The following is a 14655-nucleotide window of genomic DNA, read 5'->3' on the forward strand; positions in this document are numbered from 1 at the left end:
CTCAGCCCTCCAGTGTCGGCCGGCGCGTGGCGCAGTGGGCCACGCAGCGCTGGATCTGGGCGAAGTCCTCCATGCCGTACCAGAACACCTTCCACTTCTCCTGCTTGAAGCAGCCGTCGGACTCGGCGTAGTAGAAGATGTTGACCTGGTTGTTGTGGCGCGAGCGCCAGAACAGCTGCGGGGTCTCCTCGCGCATCACGTTCCACACCGCGCGGCCCAGGCCCTCGCCCTGCGCATCGTCGGACACGGCGAACTTGTCCAGGTAGACCATGCCCTCGCCCTCGGTGAGCAGGATGGCGGTGCGGTAGTTCTCGCTGACATAGGCGCGCAGCAGCGGCGTGTTCCGGTAGTAGTCCGGCACCAGCTTGCGGCCGAAGCTGGACTCGATCAGCGCGGTCAGCCGCGGCAGGTCCAGTTCGTCCCAGCCGGTGGCCTTGAGCACGCGCTCGCCGCGGCGCACCAGGGTGCCCGAGCCCTTGTGCGTGAACAGCTCCTTGGCCAGGTCCGCCGGCCGGGTGATCGATACCGACGATTCCAGCGGCAGCTTGTCCAGCAGGTCCTTGATCTGCTCGATCTTGACCTTCATGCCGCCGTGGATCCACGGCTGCTGGATCAAGTGATCGTACTCGGTGGACAGGTTGATCGAATCGATCACCTTGCCCTGCTCGTCCAGCAGCCCGCCGGTGCCGGTGAGGAAGATGATCTTGTAGGGCTGCAGCTCGCGCACCAGCTCGTTGGCGGCGAAGTCGGCGTTGATGTTGAGGATCTGGCCCGACGGGGTCTCGCCCAGGCTGGTGATCACCGGGATCGAGCCGGCCTGCAGACTGGCCTCGATCGGCGCCAGGTTCACCGCCTTGACCTCGCCCACCAGCCCGTAGGTGGCCTGATCCAGGTAATCGGCCTCGAACACGCCGCCGGTGATGGAGGTCGCCCGCGCGCCGGCGGCCTGCAGCGCCTCGACCAGCTTGAGGTTGGAAGCCTGGAACACGCGGCGCACGATCGCCAGGCCTTGCGGCGAGGTCACGCGCAGGCCGTTGATGGTGTGCTTCTCGATGCCGGCGGCGGCCAGCTCGGCGTCCAGCTGCGGGCCGGCGCCGTGCAGCACGATCGGGGTCAGGCCGACCTCCTGCAGGAAGGTCAGCGAGGAGGTCAGGTCGTCCAGCTCGTCGCGCAGGACGGCGCCGCCGACCTTCACCACCGCGAAGCGCTTGGCGTCCAGCTGCGAGAAACGCTTGAGGTACTGGCTGATCTCCTTCGCGCTGGCCATGCTGGAGAGCAGGCGCACGATGGTCTGGCGGGTCTGGGCGTTGGCGACGGGGATGTTCACGGTGTGCGCAAGTCTGGGAAGGAGGGGGAAGACGCGGCTTCAGCGGCCGTTGATGATGCGATCGACGGATTGCACGTAGCGCTCGAGCTGCTCCAGCGTCACGAACTCGTCGGCGGTGTGCGCCTGGGCGATGTCGCCCGGCCCGAAGACCAGCGCGGTGTAGCCGCCGGCGGAGAACAGCGAGGCCTCGGTCCAGAAGTCCACCGCGTTGCCGATCGGCAGGCCGAGTTCGTCGGCGACATCGCGTGCGGCCAGGCGACGTTCCTCCGCGCGGGCGATATCCCCGGAAGGCAGGCTCGGGCCGCGGAAGGTCTCCTCGAAGTGCGCCGCGGCCGGCTCGGCGAAGCCGGCGAAGGTGGCCAGCAGGTCGTCGATGTCCATCGAGGGCAGCGGCCGGAAGCCGAAGCGCAGCTCGGCGCTCGGCGCGATCATGTTGGCCTTGATGCCGCCCTCGACCCGGCCGATGTTGAAGCGCAGGCCGGTCAGCCCCCCGAAGCGGGCGTGGGCCAGCGACTCGACATGGTCCAGCGCCCTGCCGCCCCAGCGCATGGCCTGGTGCAGCGCGCTGGCCGAGGGATCCTGCTTGCCCGAGGCATGGCCGGCGCGGCCGCTGAACTTCATCAGCACCGAGCTGATGCCGCGATGGGCCAGCACCGCTTCGCCCATGGTCGGCTCGGCGACCAGGACCGCCTCGTAGGGCAGCTGGCGGGCCAGGAATGCGGCGATGCAGCGCGGGTCGTTGGCCTCCTCGTCGGAGGAGAACAGGAAGGCCGCGTCGCCGTCGCCGGCATTGGCCGCGGCGACCAGCGCGGCCGCCGCGCCCTTGATGTCGCACACGCCCAGACCGATCACGCGATCGGACTGGCGCCGCATCACGTGCGGATCGGCGCTCCAGTGCGGCGAATCCGGCACCGTGTCCAGATGCACGTTGAACAGGTACTTCGGCGTCCCGCGCACGGCGTAGAAGCTGATCGCGCCGGCGCCGTGATCGATCACCTCGACCTTGAAGCCCGGCAGCTGCTGGCGCAGGTAGTCGAAGATGCCGCCGGTGGTCAGCGCGCGCGGCGGGTTGCGGGTGTCGAAGGACACCAGCTCCTCCAGGTGCGTCAGCGTGGTTTCGAGCAGGGTCGTCATGGGGCGGGCAGTAAGTGATGGGACGAGAAGTGAGGAGTGAGCGGGGCCGCGCGGCCCTGCCCTTCGCGCTCAAGGTGAGGGTGCGGCGAGCTGCGCGGCATTGCGGCTGTAGACCTCCATGTCCAGCTTCTCCATCAGCCGGTCCGGCCGGGCGGCCGGCTGGAAGCCGAACTGCGCGTACAGGCCGTGCGCATCCCAGGTGGCCAGCATGAAGCGGCGCAGATCCTGCAGCCGCGGATGGGCCATGACGGCCTGCATCAGCTGCTTGCTGTAGCCCTTGCCGCGCTGGTCTTCCAGCACGAACACATCGGCCAGGTAGGCGAAGGTGGCGCCGTCGGTGATGACCCGCGCGAAGGCCACCTGCCCTGCCCCGTCCACATAGCCGCCGAAGCACAGCGACCCGTCGATGGCGCGCTGCACGGTGTCGCGCGGGATGTCCCGGCTCCAGTAGGCCTCGGACGAGAGGAAGCGGTGGATCAGCGCCACGTCCAGTTCCTGCTTGTCGGTGCTGATGCGCAATGGGGACTGCATGGTGTCGGGATCCTTCATGGAACGCATCGGGCGCATGGACTCGGCTGCCACACGCGTGGGGATCAGGCCGGCGCCGCTCACGCGGCGTAGAACCAGGCCGTACGGATCAGGCTGTCCTCGACCTCGAACACCGCCATGGTCTCCTGCGCCTGCGCAGCGAGTCCGTGGATCCGCTCGTGGTCGAACACCATCCGGCCCAGCACCGTTCGCGACACCAGCTCCGCCCGCAAGGCCGGGTTGTTGAAGCGATGTTCGGCATAGAACGCGGCGAGCGCGTCCTTGCCCCGCAGCGCGGGCGACACGGCCGGCATCCGGTAGGACGTGAAGTCCTCGGCGAAGCAGGCAAGGAAGGCGGTCAGGTCGCGGCGGTTGTAGGCTTCGAACTGCCGCGCGACCGGATCGATCACGGCGGACATGGCGGTAGGGTCCAGGTGGAATGCGGACGATCCTCCACGGATGACCGGACCGAAGCCCGGCCACCCGTGGTGCGACTCAGTGGTTGACCTGCGCGTAGAGCGTGGAGCTCATGCCGAACAGCTTGATGAAGCCTTCGGCCTCCTCCACGCCCCAGTCGGCCGACTGCGCATAGGTCGCGCCCTTGGCGTTGAGGATGTGCGGGGACTTGACCGCCACGGCCTCGACCCGGCCGCCGTCGGTACGCAGCACCACCTCGCCGTTGACCTTGGCCTGCGAGGACTTCAGGAAGGCCTCGATGTCGGTCTTGAGCGGGTCGTGGTAGAAGCCTTCGTACACCAGCTCGACCCACTTGCGCGCCACTTCCGGCTTGAAGCGGTTCTGCTGCTTGGTCAGCACGGCATCCTCCAGCGCGCGATGCGCGGCCAGCAGCGACACCAGGCCCGGCGCCTCGAACACGATGCGGCCCTTCAGGCCGATCACGGTGTCGCCGGTGTACACGCCGCGGCCCACGCCGTAGGGGGCGAAGAGCTTGTTGAGCTTGGCCAGGATCTTCTCGCCGGCCAGCTTTTCGCCATCCAGCGCGACGGCCTCGCCCTCGACGAAGGTCAGGGTCACCGAAAGCGGCGCCTGCGGCCACTCGGCGCGCGGCGCGCACCAGCCGCGCGCGCCCTCGCCCGGGGCTTCCCAGCGATCGATCTCGCCGCCGGACATGGTCAGGCCGAGCAGGTTCTCGTTGATGGTGTAGGCCTGCTGCTTGGCGCGCACGCCGAAGCCGCGCTCCTCCAGATACTTCTGCTCGTAGGCGCGGGTCTGGGTGTGCTCCTTCTGGATCTCGCGGATCGGGGCGACGATCTCGTAATCGCCCAGCGCCTTGACCGCCAGGTCGAAGCGCACCTGATCGTTGCCCATGCCGGTGCAGCCGTGCGCGATCGCCTTGGTGCCCAGCTCGGCGGCGCGCTTGAGCGCGGCATCGACGATCAGGTAGCGGTCGGAGACCAGCAGCGGGTACTGGCCCTGGTAGCCCTCGCCGGCCCAGACGAAGGGCTTGACGAAGCCGTTCCAGATCGCCGGGCCGCCATCGACGGTGACGTGGCTGGCCGCGCCCAGCTCGGCGGCGCGCTTCTCGATGAAATCGCGCTCCTGCGCATCCACGCCGCCGGTATCGGCGAACACGGTGTGCACGGCATAGCCCTTCTCCTGCAGATAGGGAATGCAGAAGCTGGTGTCCAGGCCGCCGGAGAAGGCGAGGACGATGTCCTTGGTGCCGGGATTGGGGATTGGGGAGTCGGGATTCGTGTGAGCGGTTTGCTGCGACATGGGGGTGTCTCTCTGCGGTTGACTAAGTAGGAGCGGAAGCGGGGTGCGGCTGTGCGAATCCCCAATCCCGAATCACGAATCCCGGCTGCCCTGGCCCACCAGGGCGGCCATGATCGCCTTCTGCACATGCAGCCGGTTCTCGGCCTCGTTGATGGCGATGCACTGGGGCGAGTCCATGACCGCGTCGGTGGCCTTGACGTTGCGGCGCAGCGGCAGGCAGTGCGAGAACACGCCATTGTTGGTCAGGGCCATCTTGGCCTCGTCCACGATGAAGTGCTTGTACGCATCGCGGATCGGCTTCTCCGGGCCCCAGTTGCCGAAGTACGGCAGCGCGCCCCAGCTCTTGGCGTAGACCACATCGGCGCCGGCATAGGCGCTTTCGATGTCGTGGCTGACCTGCAGCGAGCCGCCGCTTTCGGCGACGTTGGCCTCGGCCCAACCCATGTAGCGCCGGTCCAGCACGTACTCGGGCGTCGGGCACAGCAGGGTCACGTCCATGCCCATGCGCGTGGCGATGGTCAGGGCCGAGTTGGCCACCGCGGTGTTGAGCGGCTTGGGGTGGTAGGTCCAGGTCAGCACGTACTTCTTGCCGCGCAGGTCGCTGGTGCCGAAGTGCTCCTGCAGCGCCATGATGTGCGCCAGCTCCTGGCATGGATGGGTGATGGTCTCCATGTTGATCACCGGCACCGGGCTGTACTTGGCGAAGCTCTTCAGCACCCGGTCCTCGCGGTCGGTGGCCCAGTCGACGAACTTCGGGAACGCGCGCACGGCCACCAGGTCGGCGTAGCGCCCCAGCACCTGGGCCACCTCGGCGATGTGCTCCTCGGCCTCGCCGTCCATCACCTTGCCGAAGTCGAACTCGATCGGCCACGCGTCCTTGCCCGGCTGCAGCACGACGGCATGGCCGCCCAGCTGGAATGTGCCCAGCTCGAAGCTGGTGCGCGTGCGCATGGACGGGTTGAAGAACACCAGCGCCACCGACTTGCCCTTCAGCTCGTTGCCCAGCTTGTTGCGTTTGAACAGCGCGGCCTGGGTCAGCAGGGCGTCCAGCTCCGGACGGCTCCAGTCCTGCGTGTTCAAGAAGTGCTTCAGCGGCATCGGATCATCCTTTGCGAGAGGTCGGGGCGCGGGGCGCGCGGTTGCGGTTGAAACCTTGGCGTCATGGAAAAACGAAAAAACCCAGCCTGTGGGCTGGGTTTTTCCGGTGTGCAGGACAAGACCTCCGGGGACCCAGCTAGTGTGCGGATTCCGGTCGGCGAGCACGCGAAGTCATGCCCGAGGCCATCCGGGCGGCGCTTGCGTACAGGTGCGAAGAGGTCTTCATCGGGCGCGCATCCTCGCACGCGCCATGCTGCGGCGCAAGGCCGCCGCGGCACTCAAGGATTGCCGGCGCGCTGCTGGCCCGGCGCATACGGCGTGACCGAGACGCGGATGCGCAGCCGGTTGCCCGGATCCTCGGGCAGGCGCGAGCGGTACTTGGTGCCCTTGTAGACGTAGTCCACGTCGTAGGCGATCGGCCGGCGGAACTCGCGCTCGACGGTGACCATGCGGCAGTTCTGCCCGGTGGTCGGCGGCTTGGCCGGGGCATCCTCGGGCTTGGCGTTCTTCTCGTCGCTGCTGAAGACCCCCTTGACCGAGTCGACCAGGCGCGCGATGCGCCCCTCCGCCTTGGGCGCGTCGTCGGCCTCACCGGCCGCCGGCGGGTCGCACTGCGGCTCGCTGCGGGTGGCGCGCAGGGTCTGGTAGACCGGCTCGACCGACAGGACCTGGGCGTAGTCGATGCGCACGTTTTCCACCGGCACGACGGCGACCTGCTGCGCGGCCACCGGGAGGCATACGGACAGGCACGCGATCAGGAGGGCACGGGAAGCTGGAGGCATGCAGCGCGGGGGAGATGAGCGAGCAACGACTCCACAGTGTAGGCAGCGGTCCCACACCCACGCTGAATCCGGGCTGTCGCCTGCGGTCCGGGGTAGAATCGCTGACCTGCTTCCGCGCCCCCGCCTCCATGCCCCTGCAGTTGTTCAACACCCTCACGCGCAGCGTGCAGCCGTTCGCGCCGCTGGATCCAGCCAGCCCGACCATGTACGTGTGCGGCCCCACCGTCTACAACTACGTGCACATCGGCAACGCGCGCGGCCCGGTGGTGTTCGGCGTGCTGGCGCAGCTGCTGCGCCGCCGCTATGGCGGCCTGCGCTACGCGCGCAACATCACCGACGTGGACGACAAGATCAACGCCGCCGCGGCCGAACAGGGCGTGCCGATCAGTGCCATCACCGACAAGTTCGCCGCGGCCTACCGGGCCGACATGGCGGCCCTGGGCGTGGTGCCGCCGGACATCGAGCCGGAGGCCACCGCGCACATCCCGCAGATCGTCGCCATGATCGAGCAGCTCATTGCCGGCGGCCACGCCTACGCCGCCGACGGGCACGTGCTGTTCTCGGTCGGCTCGTTCGCCCGCTACGGCCAGCTCTCGCGCCGCGACCCGGACGAACTGCTGGCCGGCGCGCGCGTGGACGTGGCGCCGTACAAGCGCGACGCCGGCGACTTCGTGCTGTGGAAGCCTTCCAGCGACGAGCTGCCCGGCTGGGACTCGCCCTGGGGCCGCGGCCGGCCGGGCTGGCACATCGAGTGCTCGGCCATGGCCGCCGCCCACCTGGGCACCACCATCGACATCCACGCCGGCGGCGTGGACCTGCAGTTTCCCCACCACGAGAACGAGGTCGCGCAGAGCGAGTGCGCGCACGGCGGGGCGACCTTCGCGCGCTTCTGGCTGCACAACGGCATGCTCAACTTCGGCGGCGCCAAGATGAGCAAGTCGCTGGGCAACATCGAGCGCGTGCACGACCTGCTGCTGCAGCACCCGCCCGAGGCGCTGCGCTACGCCCTGCTCTCGGCGCACTACCGCCAGCCGCTGGACTGGTCGGACGCGCTGATCGAGCAGTCGGTGCGCACGCTGGATCGCCTGTACGGCACGCTGCGCGATCTGGGCGAGGTCGAGGCGAGCGCCCGGATTCCCGACAGCATCGAGGCGGCGCTGGACGACGACCTCAACACGCCGCTGGCGCTGGCCGAGCTGGCGCGCATCGCCGCCGAGGCGCGCAAGGCCGAGCGCGGCGAAGACAAGGCGGCGCTGAAGGCCCAGCTGCTCGGCGCCGGCCTGGCGCTTGGGCTGCTGCAGCAGGCGCCGGCCGACTGGTTCAGCCGTGGGACCAGCGACGACGACGATGCCCGCATCCAGGCGCTGATCGACGCGCGCGCGGCGGCCAAGCAGGCACGCGATTTCGCCCGCGCCGATGCGATCCGCGACCAGCTCGCCAGCGAGAACATCGTGCTGGAAGACACCCCGCAGGGCGTGCGCTGGAAGCGCGGCTGATTTGGCGGTCGCCTGCTCCCGTCGGCGCCGAGCGTCCAACGCAAGGCGCGAACATCGAAGCTGCGGGCCCGCGGCGAAAGGTCGGAGCGAAGTCCGCGCGGTGCCGAACCTCCCTGCTCCGCCCGGCCCTCACCCCGCCCCTCCCCCGAGTGAGAGGGGCTGATCCCTGCACTATGGAAGACCGATGACCGACACCGTATTCCCGCTCGAACCCACCGCCGTGCAAGCGCAGGCGGCGATCAAGGAGGAGTTCGCGTTCTTCTCCGACTGGGCCGAGCGCTACCAGTACCTGATCGACCTGGGCCGCAAGCTGCCGCCCTTCCCCGATGCATGGAAGACCGATGAACACCGCCTGCTCGGCTGCCAGTCGATGGTGTGGATCGTGCCGCAGGGCAGCGCGCAGCGGCTGGACTTCCAGGCGGCCAGCGACTCGGCCATCGTCTCGGGCCTGATCTACCTGGCACTGCGCGTGTACTCCGGCCGCCCGGCCGCCGAGATCCTGGCCACCGAGCCCGGCTACATCGCCGACATCGGCCTGGCCAAGCATCTCTCGCCGACCCGCAGCAACGGCCTGGCCGCGCTGCTGGCCTTCATCCAGGACACCGCCAAGGCGCAGGCCGCGTGAGCGTGCCGCCGCCGGCCCCGGAAGCGGACGTCAGCGTCCGCGAAGTGCTGGCCCAGCCGGGCTTCATCCGCACCCTGGCCTACCGCATCGGCGCCATCCTCTCCTACCAGGTCGTCTCGGTCGCGGTCGGCTGGCACATCTACCAGATCACCGGCAATCCGCTGGCGCTGGGCCTGATCGGCCTGGCCGAGGTGCTGCCGTTCGTGTGCACCGCGCCGTTCGCCGGCTACCTGGTGGACCACCTACCGCGGCGCAAGCTGGGCATGGCCGCCTCCTTCGGCCTGCTGCTCACCCCGCTGATCCTGCTGTGCGTCACCCGCGGCTGGCTGCCGGCCCAGGGCGTGTGGCCGATGTACGCGGCGGTGTGCCTGACCGGCATGGTCCGCTGCTTCCTGACCCCGGTGTACAACGCGCTGTTCGCGCGGGTGCTGCAGCGCCGGCAGTACGCGCGCGGCACCAGCATCGCCAACGTGTTCTTCCAGACCGGGCTGGTGCTCGGTCCGGCGCTGGGCGGCGGCCTGGTGGCCTGGGGCGGCACCACGCTGGCCTATTCCGTCGCCGCGGTGCTGGCGGCGGTCGCCATCGGCGTGCTGGTGCCGCTGAAGGTCGAAGAGCCGGTCGCCACCGGGCCGCGCGCGCCGGTGTTCAGCAGCATCGCCGAGGGCATGCGCTTCGTGTTCTCCAACCAGATCATGCTCGGCGCGATGGCGCTGGACATGTTCTCGGTGCTGCTGGGCGGCGCGGTCTCGATGCTGCCGGCCTTCATCCACGACATCCTGCACTACGGTCCGGAAGGCCTGGGGATCCTGCGCGCCTGCCCGTCGCTGGGCGCGGTCGCCGCCGGCCTGTGGGTCGCGCGTCACCCCATCGACAAGAACGCCGGCCGCATCCTGATGATCGCGGTGGCCGCCTTCGGCCTGTGCACGATCGCCTTCGGGCTGTCGCGGCACTTCTGGCTCTCGGCCGCGATCCTGGTCGTCTATGGCCTGTGCGACGGCGTGTCGATGGTGCTGCGCGGGACGATCATGCAGCTGGCCACGCCCGATGAGATGCGCGGCCGCGTGTCGTCGATCAACAGCATCTTCATCAGCTCGTCCAACGAGCTGGGCGCGTTCTATGACGGGGTGATGGCGCGTCTGCTCGGCCTGGTGCCGGCGGTGGTGCTGGGCGGCTGCGTGACGCTATGCGTGGTCGGCATCACCGCGTTCAAGGCCCCCAAGCTGCGCGGCCTGGCGATCAAGGATCTACAGTAGAGCGGAGCTTGCTCCGCTGCTTTCCGTACAGATCTTCGGCAAGGCCTGAGCGGAGCGAGCTCCGCTCTACCGGGAGGCGGGTGCTACCAGATCAGGTCGTCCGGGACCTGGTACTTCGGGTCGGCGTAGGGATCGTCCTCGGCCGGGGCGTTGGGATCGACCTTGAGCGCGACCGCCTGGGGGAAGACCTCCTCGATCTGCGCCAGCAGCGCGGCCTCGACCAGCAGATAGCGCCCGGCCTGCTGCACCACGCCCAGCTCGCCGGCGTTGAGCGCCTTGAGCTGGTCGGCGGTGACGTGGATGCGTTTGATCTTGCCGCCGTAGGGGAAGTGGCGCACGACCTCGGCGGCCGGGTCGTTGAGTGTCCTGCCGACCAGCATGGCATCGACCTTGGCCCGCGCCTCGCGGCGCAGGCGGGCCTCTTCCTGCTTGAGGCGCTCGGCCTCGATGCGCTCGTCCTTTTCCTTCTGCGCGCGGATCGCATAGGCCTTGGCCAGGTCGATGTCCTCGCGCGAGCGCGGCTTGCCCGAGCGCTGCGGCTGACCGCCCGGGCGCCCGCCCTGCGGCTGCGGGCCGCGGTGGTGCGACTGCCCGCCCGGCTTGCCGCCGGCGTGCGGTCGCCCCTCGCCCTTGCCGCCGCCCGGACGCGCGCCCTGGGGCTTGTGTCCTTGCGACGGCTTGCCGCCGGGCTTGCGCTCGGCCGGGCGCTCGGGCTTGGGCGAAGGCTTGAAGCCCAGGCCCAGCAGCTGGTCTCGCAACGAATCGGTCATCGGTGGATCAGTTCGGTGGATCAGTAATGCGGGGGCGGCGGTTCGTCGCCCGGGTCGGAATACAGCTCGGAGCGGACCTTCTTCAGGTCCGCCAGCAGGTGGCGGACCAGTTCGGCATTGCGGCTGCCCTCGGCCCTGGCGTCGGCCAGGGCCTCGCTCAGCTCGGCCAGCGCGTGCTCCTGGAAGGCCAGGCGCATCTCCAGTTCGACGAAGCGCCGTTCCAGGCTGTCCGGCAGGGGGGCGGACGGCGTGGACATTACTTGGCGATGCCGAGCAGTTCCACGTCGAAGGTCAGCGTCGCGTTCGGGCCGATGCCGCCGCCCGGCGCGCCGGCATCGCCGTAGCCCAGGCTGGCCGGGATCCAGAAGCGGTACTTGGAGCCCACCGGCATCAGCTGCAGGCCTTCGGTCCAGCCCGGCACCACATTGGCCAGCGGGAAGGTCGCCGGCTCGCCGCGCTGGTAGGAGCTGTCGAACACGGTGCCGTCCAGCAGCTTGCCTTCGTAGTTCACCCGCACGGTGCTGGCGGCGGTCGGACGCTCGCCGCTGCCCTGGCGCAGCACCATGTACTGCAGGCCGGAGGGGGTGGTGACCACGCCCTTGACGTCCTTGTTCTTGCTCAGGAACGCCGCGCCCTCGTCACGGTTGCGCTGGGACAGGCCGGCCTGGCGCTCGCTGGCGTAGGCCTGCACGGTCTGCTTGGCCTGATCCTCGGTGAGCAGGGTGTTGCCCTTGGCCAGCACGGTGCGCACGGCCTGCATGACCACCGGCAGTTCGACCTCGTCCTTCAGCGAGGCCAGCTTGGGGCCGACCATGTAGCTGCCGATCAGCTGACCGACGTGCTGCTTGTTCACGGCCGGCGGCTGGGCGCCCGGCGGCTGGCCCGGCGGGGTCTGGCCGGCCTTGGCGGCCATGTTGGCGCGCAGCGCGGTGTCGGTGGCCTGGGCCTCGGCTTCGCTCAGGGCGGGCTTCTCGCCCTTCATGGCGCCCTGCAGGGCCTGCTGCAGCGAGGCCGGGTCGATGTAGTCGGCGATCGGCGCGAACGAGCGGCCGATGTCCATGCCGATGGCATAGCTCACCTTGTCACGCTGGGTCTCCAGCGTGGTCTTGTCCTGCGCCATCGCAGTGCCTGCGATCAGGGCCGAAGCCAGGCCGAGGCCCGCCACCCAAGTGCCAATCGATTTCATCCAGTGCATCCCTCGTGCGACAAAAAGCGCCGGGGCTCCCGGCGCGACAGACGCACATTGTGGCATGCACGGCGGCGCTGCCGCTTTGCAGCACGTGGCACCACCCCTGCCATTGGTTGGGGAAAAAAACAGGGGACGGCGCTTGACGTCGCTCGCTTTGGTGTTATAGTCACCTACAACACCACTAACCCAAAGCAGAGGAAGCGATGGACAAGCGTCTCAGGACCTCCCCGACCGTGGCCTTCGCGCTTCTGCTGCTGGCCATGGGCACCGTCGGCCTGTTCGGCCATCTGCGTGCCGCTTCGGCCGTTTCGCTGCCGACCGCCGCGGCCGCCCCCACCCTGCCGCAGGTGCTGGACGACACCGCCGCGGCCACCGCCTCACCCGCCCAGGACGGCACCCGTGCACGACGGCACTCGCTGTCGATGCCTTACTTCTCCTTTGCCCGACTGCTGCGACCCGGGAGCTGAACCATGACACCCATCCAGTGGAGCGACGGCGCTCCCATCTACCGCCAACTCAAGGAAAAGGTCATCGCCATGATGCTCGATGGTGAACTCAAGCCCGGCGACGCCCTGCCTTCGGTGCGCCAGGTGGCCGCCGAATACCAGCTCAACCCCATCACCGTCTCGCGTGCCTACCAGGAACTGGCCGACGAGGCCCTGGTCGAGAAGCGGCGCGGCCTGGGTATGTTCGTCACCGAGGAGGCGGCCAAGAAACTGCTGGCCACCGAGCGCGAGCGCTTTCTCAGGGACGAATGGCCGGCCGTGGCCGAACGCATCGCCCGCCTGGGCCTGACCTTCGAAGAATTGCCCAAGGGAGGCAATCCATGAATGCCGTGACCACCCCGGTCGTGCAGGCCAGCGACCTGCGCAAGACCTACCGCAACAAGGCCGCGCTGGACGGCGCCAGCTTCCTGATCGAATCCGGCCGCATCGTCGGCCTGATCGGCCCCAACGGCGCCGGCAAGACCACCGCGCTCAAGGCGATCCTGGGCCTGACCCCGTTCGAGGGCGAGCTGAAGGTGCTGGGCATGGACCCGCGCCATAGCCGCGACGCGCTGATGCGCGAGGTCTGCTTCATCGCCGACGTGGCCGTGCTGCCGCGCTGGATGAAGGTGTCCGAGGCCATCGACTTCGTCGGCGGCGTGCATCCGCGCTTCGACCGGGCCAAGTGCCTGCGCTTCCTCGAGGGCACCCAGCTCAAGCCCAACCTGCGGGTGCGCGAGATGTCCAAGGGCATGATCGTGCAGCTGCACCTGGCCCTGGTGATGGCCATCGACGCCCGGCTGCTGGTGCTGGACGAACCGACCCTGGGCCTGGACATCCTCTATCGCAAGCAGTTCTACCAACGCCTGCTGGAAGACTACTTCGACGAGGACAAGACGATCATCGTCACCACCCACCAGGTGGAGGAGATCGAGCACATCCTCACCGACGTGATGTTCATCCGCGACGGGCGCATCGCCCTGACCGCGACCATGGACGAGGTCGGCTCGCGCTACACCGAGCTGCTGGTCTCCGAGGCCAGCGTCGAGCAGGCCCGCAGCCTGCGCCCGATCGACCAGCGCGCCCTGCCGTTCGGCAAGACGGTGATGCTGTTCGACGGCGTGCCGCGCGCCCAGCTCGACGCGCTGGGCGAAACCCGCAACCCCGGCCTGGCCGATCTGTTCGTGGCCATCATGAAAGGAACCTACGCATGAACGCCCCTGCCCGCACATTGACCAAGCCCGGCGTGTTCGCCTGGCTGCTGCGCCGCGAATACTGGGAAAACCGCGGCGGCTTCCTCTGGGCCCAGGTGATCACCGGCGGCATCGTGCTGTTCTTCGCCGCGCTGGGCGCGGTGATCGGCGCGATCCAGATGCGCAGCCACATGGGCGGCGACACCGTCGGCAGCGACTTCAGCAAGCTGGCCACCGGCTACGGCATCGCCGGCGACATCGCGCTGCTGTCCGGCTTCGCCATCGCCAGCGTGGTGGTCGCCTTCGTGGTGTTCTTCTACTGCCTGGGCAGCCTGTACAACGACCGCCACGACCGCAGCGTGCTGTTCTGGAAGTCGCTGCCGGTGTCGGACACGATGACGGTCGCCTCCAAGCTGACCTGGGCGCTGCTGCTGACGCAGGTGGTGTCGCTGGTGGTCGGCCTGCTGGTCGGGCTGGGGCTGTGGGTGATCATCGCCGTGGCCTCCTCGGCGGCCGGTCTGCCCGGCGCCGGCGCGATCTTCACCGCCTCGCATCCGTTCCGCATCATCGGCTCTGTGCTGGCCACCCTGCCCATCTACATGCTGTGGTCGCTGCCGGCGATCGGCTGGCTGATGCTGTGCTCGGCCTGGGCGCGGCGCGTGCCCTTCCTGTGGGCGGTGCTGGTGCCGCTGCTGCTGTGCCTGGTGGTCAGCATCATGGCGGCGATGCCGGGCGTGCGCCTGCCGCTGGGTCCGGTCTGGTACACGGTGATGTACCGCGGCCTGCTGAGCGTGATCCCGGGCATGTGGCAGCCGGCGCGCATGGCCCACAACGAGACCGCCGAGAGCGCGCTCAACGCTGCCGGCGATCCGACCGACAGCCTGCGCATGGGCCTGCACAACCTGACCGACCCGTCCATCTACGCCAGCGCGGACCTGTGGATCGGCGCCGCGGTCGGCATCGCGCTGATCGCCCTGGCCGTGGTCATCCGCCGCCGCCGCGACGACGCCTGATTTCCCCTTCTTCTCCTCGCAAGGA

The 14655-nt window shown here is 69.0% G+C and carries 17 protein-coding genes; 7 read left to right on the forward strand and 10 right to left on the reverse strand.

The window, feature by feature from the left end:
* Position 1 precedes the first annotated feature (1 nt).
* From QE438_RS06565 to QE438_RS06595, 7 genes are all read right to left on the reverse strand, one after another.
* Complete coding sequence (locus tag QE438_RS06565; protein ID WP_307184146.1) at positions 2-1267, reverse strand: acetylglutamate kinase; 1266 nt, start codon at positions 1265-1267, stop codon at positions 2-4.
* Positions 1268-1366: 99 nt separating this feature from the next.
* Complete coding sequence (locus tag QE438_RS06570) at positions 1367-2461, reverse strand: acetylornithine deacetylase (protein ID WP_306991624.1); 1095 nt, start codon at positions 2459-2461, stop codon at positions 1367-1369.
* Between the two features lie 69 nt (positions 2462-2530).
* Positions 2531-2992, reverse strand: a complete 462-nt coding sequence (locus tag QE438_RS06575) for a GNAT family N-acetyltransferase (protein WP_306996113.1) — start codon at positions 2990-2992, stop codon at positions 2531-2533.
* A 77-nt stretch (positions 2993-3069) separates the two neighbouring features.
* Positions 3070-3408 carry a nuclear transport factor 2 family protein gene (locus QE438_RS06580; protein ID WP_306991621.1) on the reverse strand — a complete coding sequence of 113 codons (339 nt, stop codon included), beginning with the start codon at positions 3406-3408 and terminating at the stop codon, positions 3070-3072.
* 76 nt (positions 3409-3484) lie between these two features.
* Positions 3485-4726 (reverse strand): argininosuccinate synthase, encoded by a 1242-nt coding sequence (locus tag QE438_RS06585; RefSeq protein ID WP_306991619.1) that lies wholly within the window; start codon positions 4724-4726, stop codon positions 3485-3487.
* A 72-nt stretch (positions 4727-4798) separates the two neighbouring features.
* Positions 4799-5824, reverse strand: a complete 1026-nt coding sequence (locus tag QE438_RS06590) for an N-acetylornithine carbamoyltransferase (protein ID WP_130517927.1) — start codon at positions 5822-5824, stop codon at positions 4799-4801.
* A gap of 278 nt (positions 5825-6102) precedes the next feature.
* Positions 6103-6606 (reverse strand): hypothetical protein, encoded by a 504-nt coding sequence (locus QE438_RS06595; RefSeq protein ID WP_306991617.1) that lies wholly within the window; start codon positions 6604-6606, stop codon positions 6103-6105.
* Positions 6607-6734: 128 nt separating this feature from the next.
* Here QE438_RS06595 and cysS point away from each other — a divergent pair, with 128 nt between their 5' ends.
* The 3 genes from cysS to QE438_RS06610 all read left to right on the forward strand — a co-directional run bounded on the left by cysS (position 6735) and on the right by QE438_RS06610 (position 9980).
* The gene (gene cysS, locus QE438_RS06600; RefSeq protein ID WP_306991615.1) at positions 6735-8102 is read left to right on the forward strand and encodes a cysteine--tRNA ligase; all 1368 of its coding nucleotides are present in this window, start codon (positions 6735-6737) and stop codon (positions 8100-8102) included.
* A 184-nt stretch (positions 8103-8286) separates the two neighbouring features.
* On the forward strand, positions 8287-8727 hold the full coding sequence (locus tag QE438_RS06605) for a SufE family protein (RefSeq protein ID WP_130517923.1): 441 nt from the start codon (positions 8287-8289) through the stop codon (positions 8725-8727).
* Positions 8724-9980: an MFS transporter gene (locus tag QE438_RS06610; RefSeq protein ID WP_130517921.1), complete on the forward strand. Its 1257-nt coding sequence runs from the start codon at positions 8724-8726 to the stop codon at positions 9978-9980. The genes QE438_RS06605 and QE438_RS06610 overlap by 4 nt, the downstream gene beginning before the upstream one ends.
* 83 nt (positions 9981-10063) lie before the next feature.
* On the opposite strand, the gene QE438_RS06615 is transcribed toward QE438_RS06610, so the two are convergent.
* From QE438_RS06615 to QE438_RS06625, 3 genes are read right to left on the reverse strand one after another with little or no spacing between them, the layout of a single operon-like run.
* The gene (locus tag QE438_RS06615; protein WP_306991613.1) at positions 10064-10750 is read right to left on the reverse strand and encodes a DUF2058 family protein; all 687 of its coding nucleotides are present in this window, start codon (positions 10748-10750) and stop codon (positions 10064-10066) included.
* Positions 10751-10770: 20 nt separating this feature from the next.
* A complete protein-coding gene (locus tag QE438_RS06620) occupies positions 10771-11007 on the reverse strand; it encodes a SlyX family protein (RefSeq protein ID WP_306991611.1) in 237 nt (78 codons plus the stop codon).
* Entirely contained in the window at positions 11007-11936 is a 930-nt protein-coding gene (locus QE438_RS06625; RefSeq protein ID WP_307183989.1) for an FKBP-type peptidyl-prolyl cis-trans isomerase, read from the reverse strand. The genes QE438_RS06620 and QE438_RS06625 overlap by 1 nt, the downstream gene beginning before the upstream one ends.
* A gap of 206 nt (positions 11937-12142) precedes the next feature.
* On the opposite strand from QE438_RS06625, the gene QE438_RS06630 reads away from it, so the two are divergent.
* Genes QE438_RS06630 through QE438_RS06645 form a run of 4 tightly spaced genes read left to right on the forward strand, consistent with a single transcriptional unit; the run spans position 12143 to position 14630 of the window.
* Positions 12143-12406, forward strand: a complete 264-nt coding sequence (locus QE438_RS06630; RefSeq protein WP_165421920.1) for a hypothetical protein — start codon at positions 12143-12145, stop codon at positions 12404-12406.
* Between the two features lie 3 nt (positions 12407-12409).
* Positions 12410-12769, forward strand: coding sequence for a GntR family transcriptional regulator (locus QE438_RS06635; protein WP_131659686.1), 360 nt, complete (start codon positions 12410-12412; stop codon positions 12767-12769).
* Positions 12766-13638, forward strand: coding sequence for an ABC transporter ATP-binding protein (locus QE438_RS06640; protein ID WP_130522771.1), 873 nt, complete (start codon positions 12766-12768; stop codon positions 13636-13638). Before QE438_RS06635 ends, QE438_RS06640 begins: the two co-directional genes overlap by 4 nt.
* Positions 13635-14630: an ABC transporter permease gene (locus QE438_RS06645; RefSeq protein ID WP_130517907.1), complete on the forward strand. Its 996-nt coding sequence runs from the start codon at positions 13635-13637 to the stop codon at positions 14628-14630. Before QE438_RS06640 ends, QE438_RS06645 begins: the two co-directional genes overlap by 4 nt.
* Positions 14631-14655: the final 25 nt, after the last annotated feature.

The organism is Pseudoxanthomonas sp. SORGH_AS_0997 (genome assembly GCF_031453535.1).
GTDB classification, from domain to species: domain Bacteria; phylum Pseudomonadota; class Gammaproteobacteria; order Xanthomonadales; family Xanthomonadaceae; genus Pseudoxanthomonas_A; species Pseudoxanthomonas_A winnipegensis.

Coding starts and splice junctions, on each gene's coding strand:
- QE438_RS06565 (WP_307184146.1), bottom strand. CDS start 1,267: ATGGCCAGCGCGAAGGAGATCAGCCAGTACCTCAAGCGTTTCTCGCAG.
- QE438_RS06570 (WP_306991624.1), bottom strand. CDS start 2,461: ATGACGACCCTGCTCGAAACCACGCTGACGCACCTGGAGGAGCTGGTG.
- QE438_RS06575 (WP_306996113.1), bottom strand. CDS start 2,992: ATGCAGTCCCCATTGCGCATCAGCACCGACAAGCAGGAACTGGACGTG.
- QE438_RS06580 (WP_306991621.1), bottom strand. CDS start 3,408: ATGTCCGCCGTGATCGATCCGGTCGCGCGGCAGTTCGAAGCCTACAAC.
- QE438_RS06585 (WP_306991619.1), bottom strand. CDS start 4,726: ATGTCGCAGCAAACCGCTCACACGAATCCCGACTCCCCAATCCCCAAT.
- QE438_RS06590 (WP_130517927.1), bottom strand. CDS start 5,824: ATGCCGCTGAAGCACTTCTTGAACACGCAGGACTGGAGCCGTCCGGAG.
- QE438_RS06595 (WP_306991617.1), bottom strand. CDS start 6,606: ATGCCTCCAGCTTCCCGTGCCCTCCTGATCGCGTGCCTGTCCGTATGC.
- cysS (WP_306991615.1), top strand. CDS start 6,735: ATGCCCCTGCAGTTGTTCAACACCCTCACGCGCAGCGTGCAGCCGTTC.
- QE438_RS06605 (WP_130517923.1), top strand. CDS start 8,287: ATGACCGACACCGTATTCCCGCTCGAACCCACCGCCGTGCAAGCGCAG.
- QE438_RS06615 (WP_306991613.1), bottom strand. CDS start 10,750: ATGACCGATTCGTTGCGAGACCAGCTGCTGGGCCTGGGCTTCAAGCCT.
- QE438_RS06620 (WP_306991611.1), bottom strand. CDS start 11,007: ATGTCCACGCCGTCCGCCCCCCTGCCGGACAGCCTGGAACGGCGCTTC.
- QE438_RS06625 (WP_307183989.1), bottom strand. CDS start 11,936: ATGAAATCGATTGGCACTTGGGTGGCGGGCCTCGGCCTGGCTTCGGCC.
- QE438_RS06630 (WP_165421920.1), top strand. CDS start 12,143: ATGGACAAGCGTCTCAGGACCTCCCCGACCGTGGCCTTCGCGCTTCTG.
- QE438_RS06635 (WP_131659686.1), top strand. CDS start 12,410: ATGACACCCATCCAGTGGAGCGACGGCGCTCCCATCTACCGCCAACTC.
- QE438_RS06640 (WP_130522771.1), top strand. CDS start 12,766: ATGAATGCCGTGACCACCCCGGTCGTGCAGGCCAGCGACCTGCGCAAG.
- QE438_RS06645 (WP_130517907.1), top strand. CDS start 13,635: ATGAACGCCCCTGCCCGCACATTGACCAAGCCCGGCGTGTTCGCCTGG.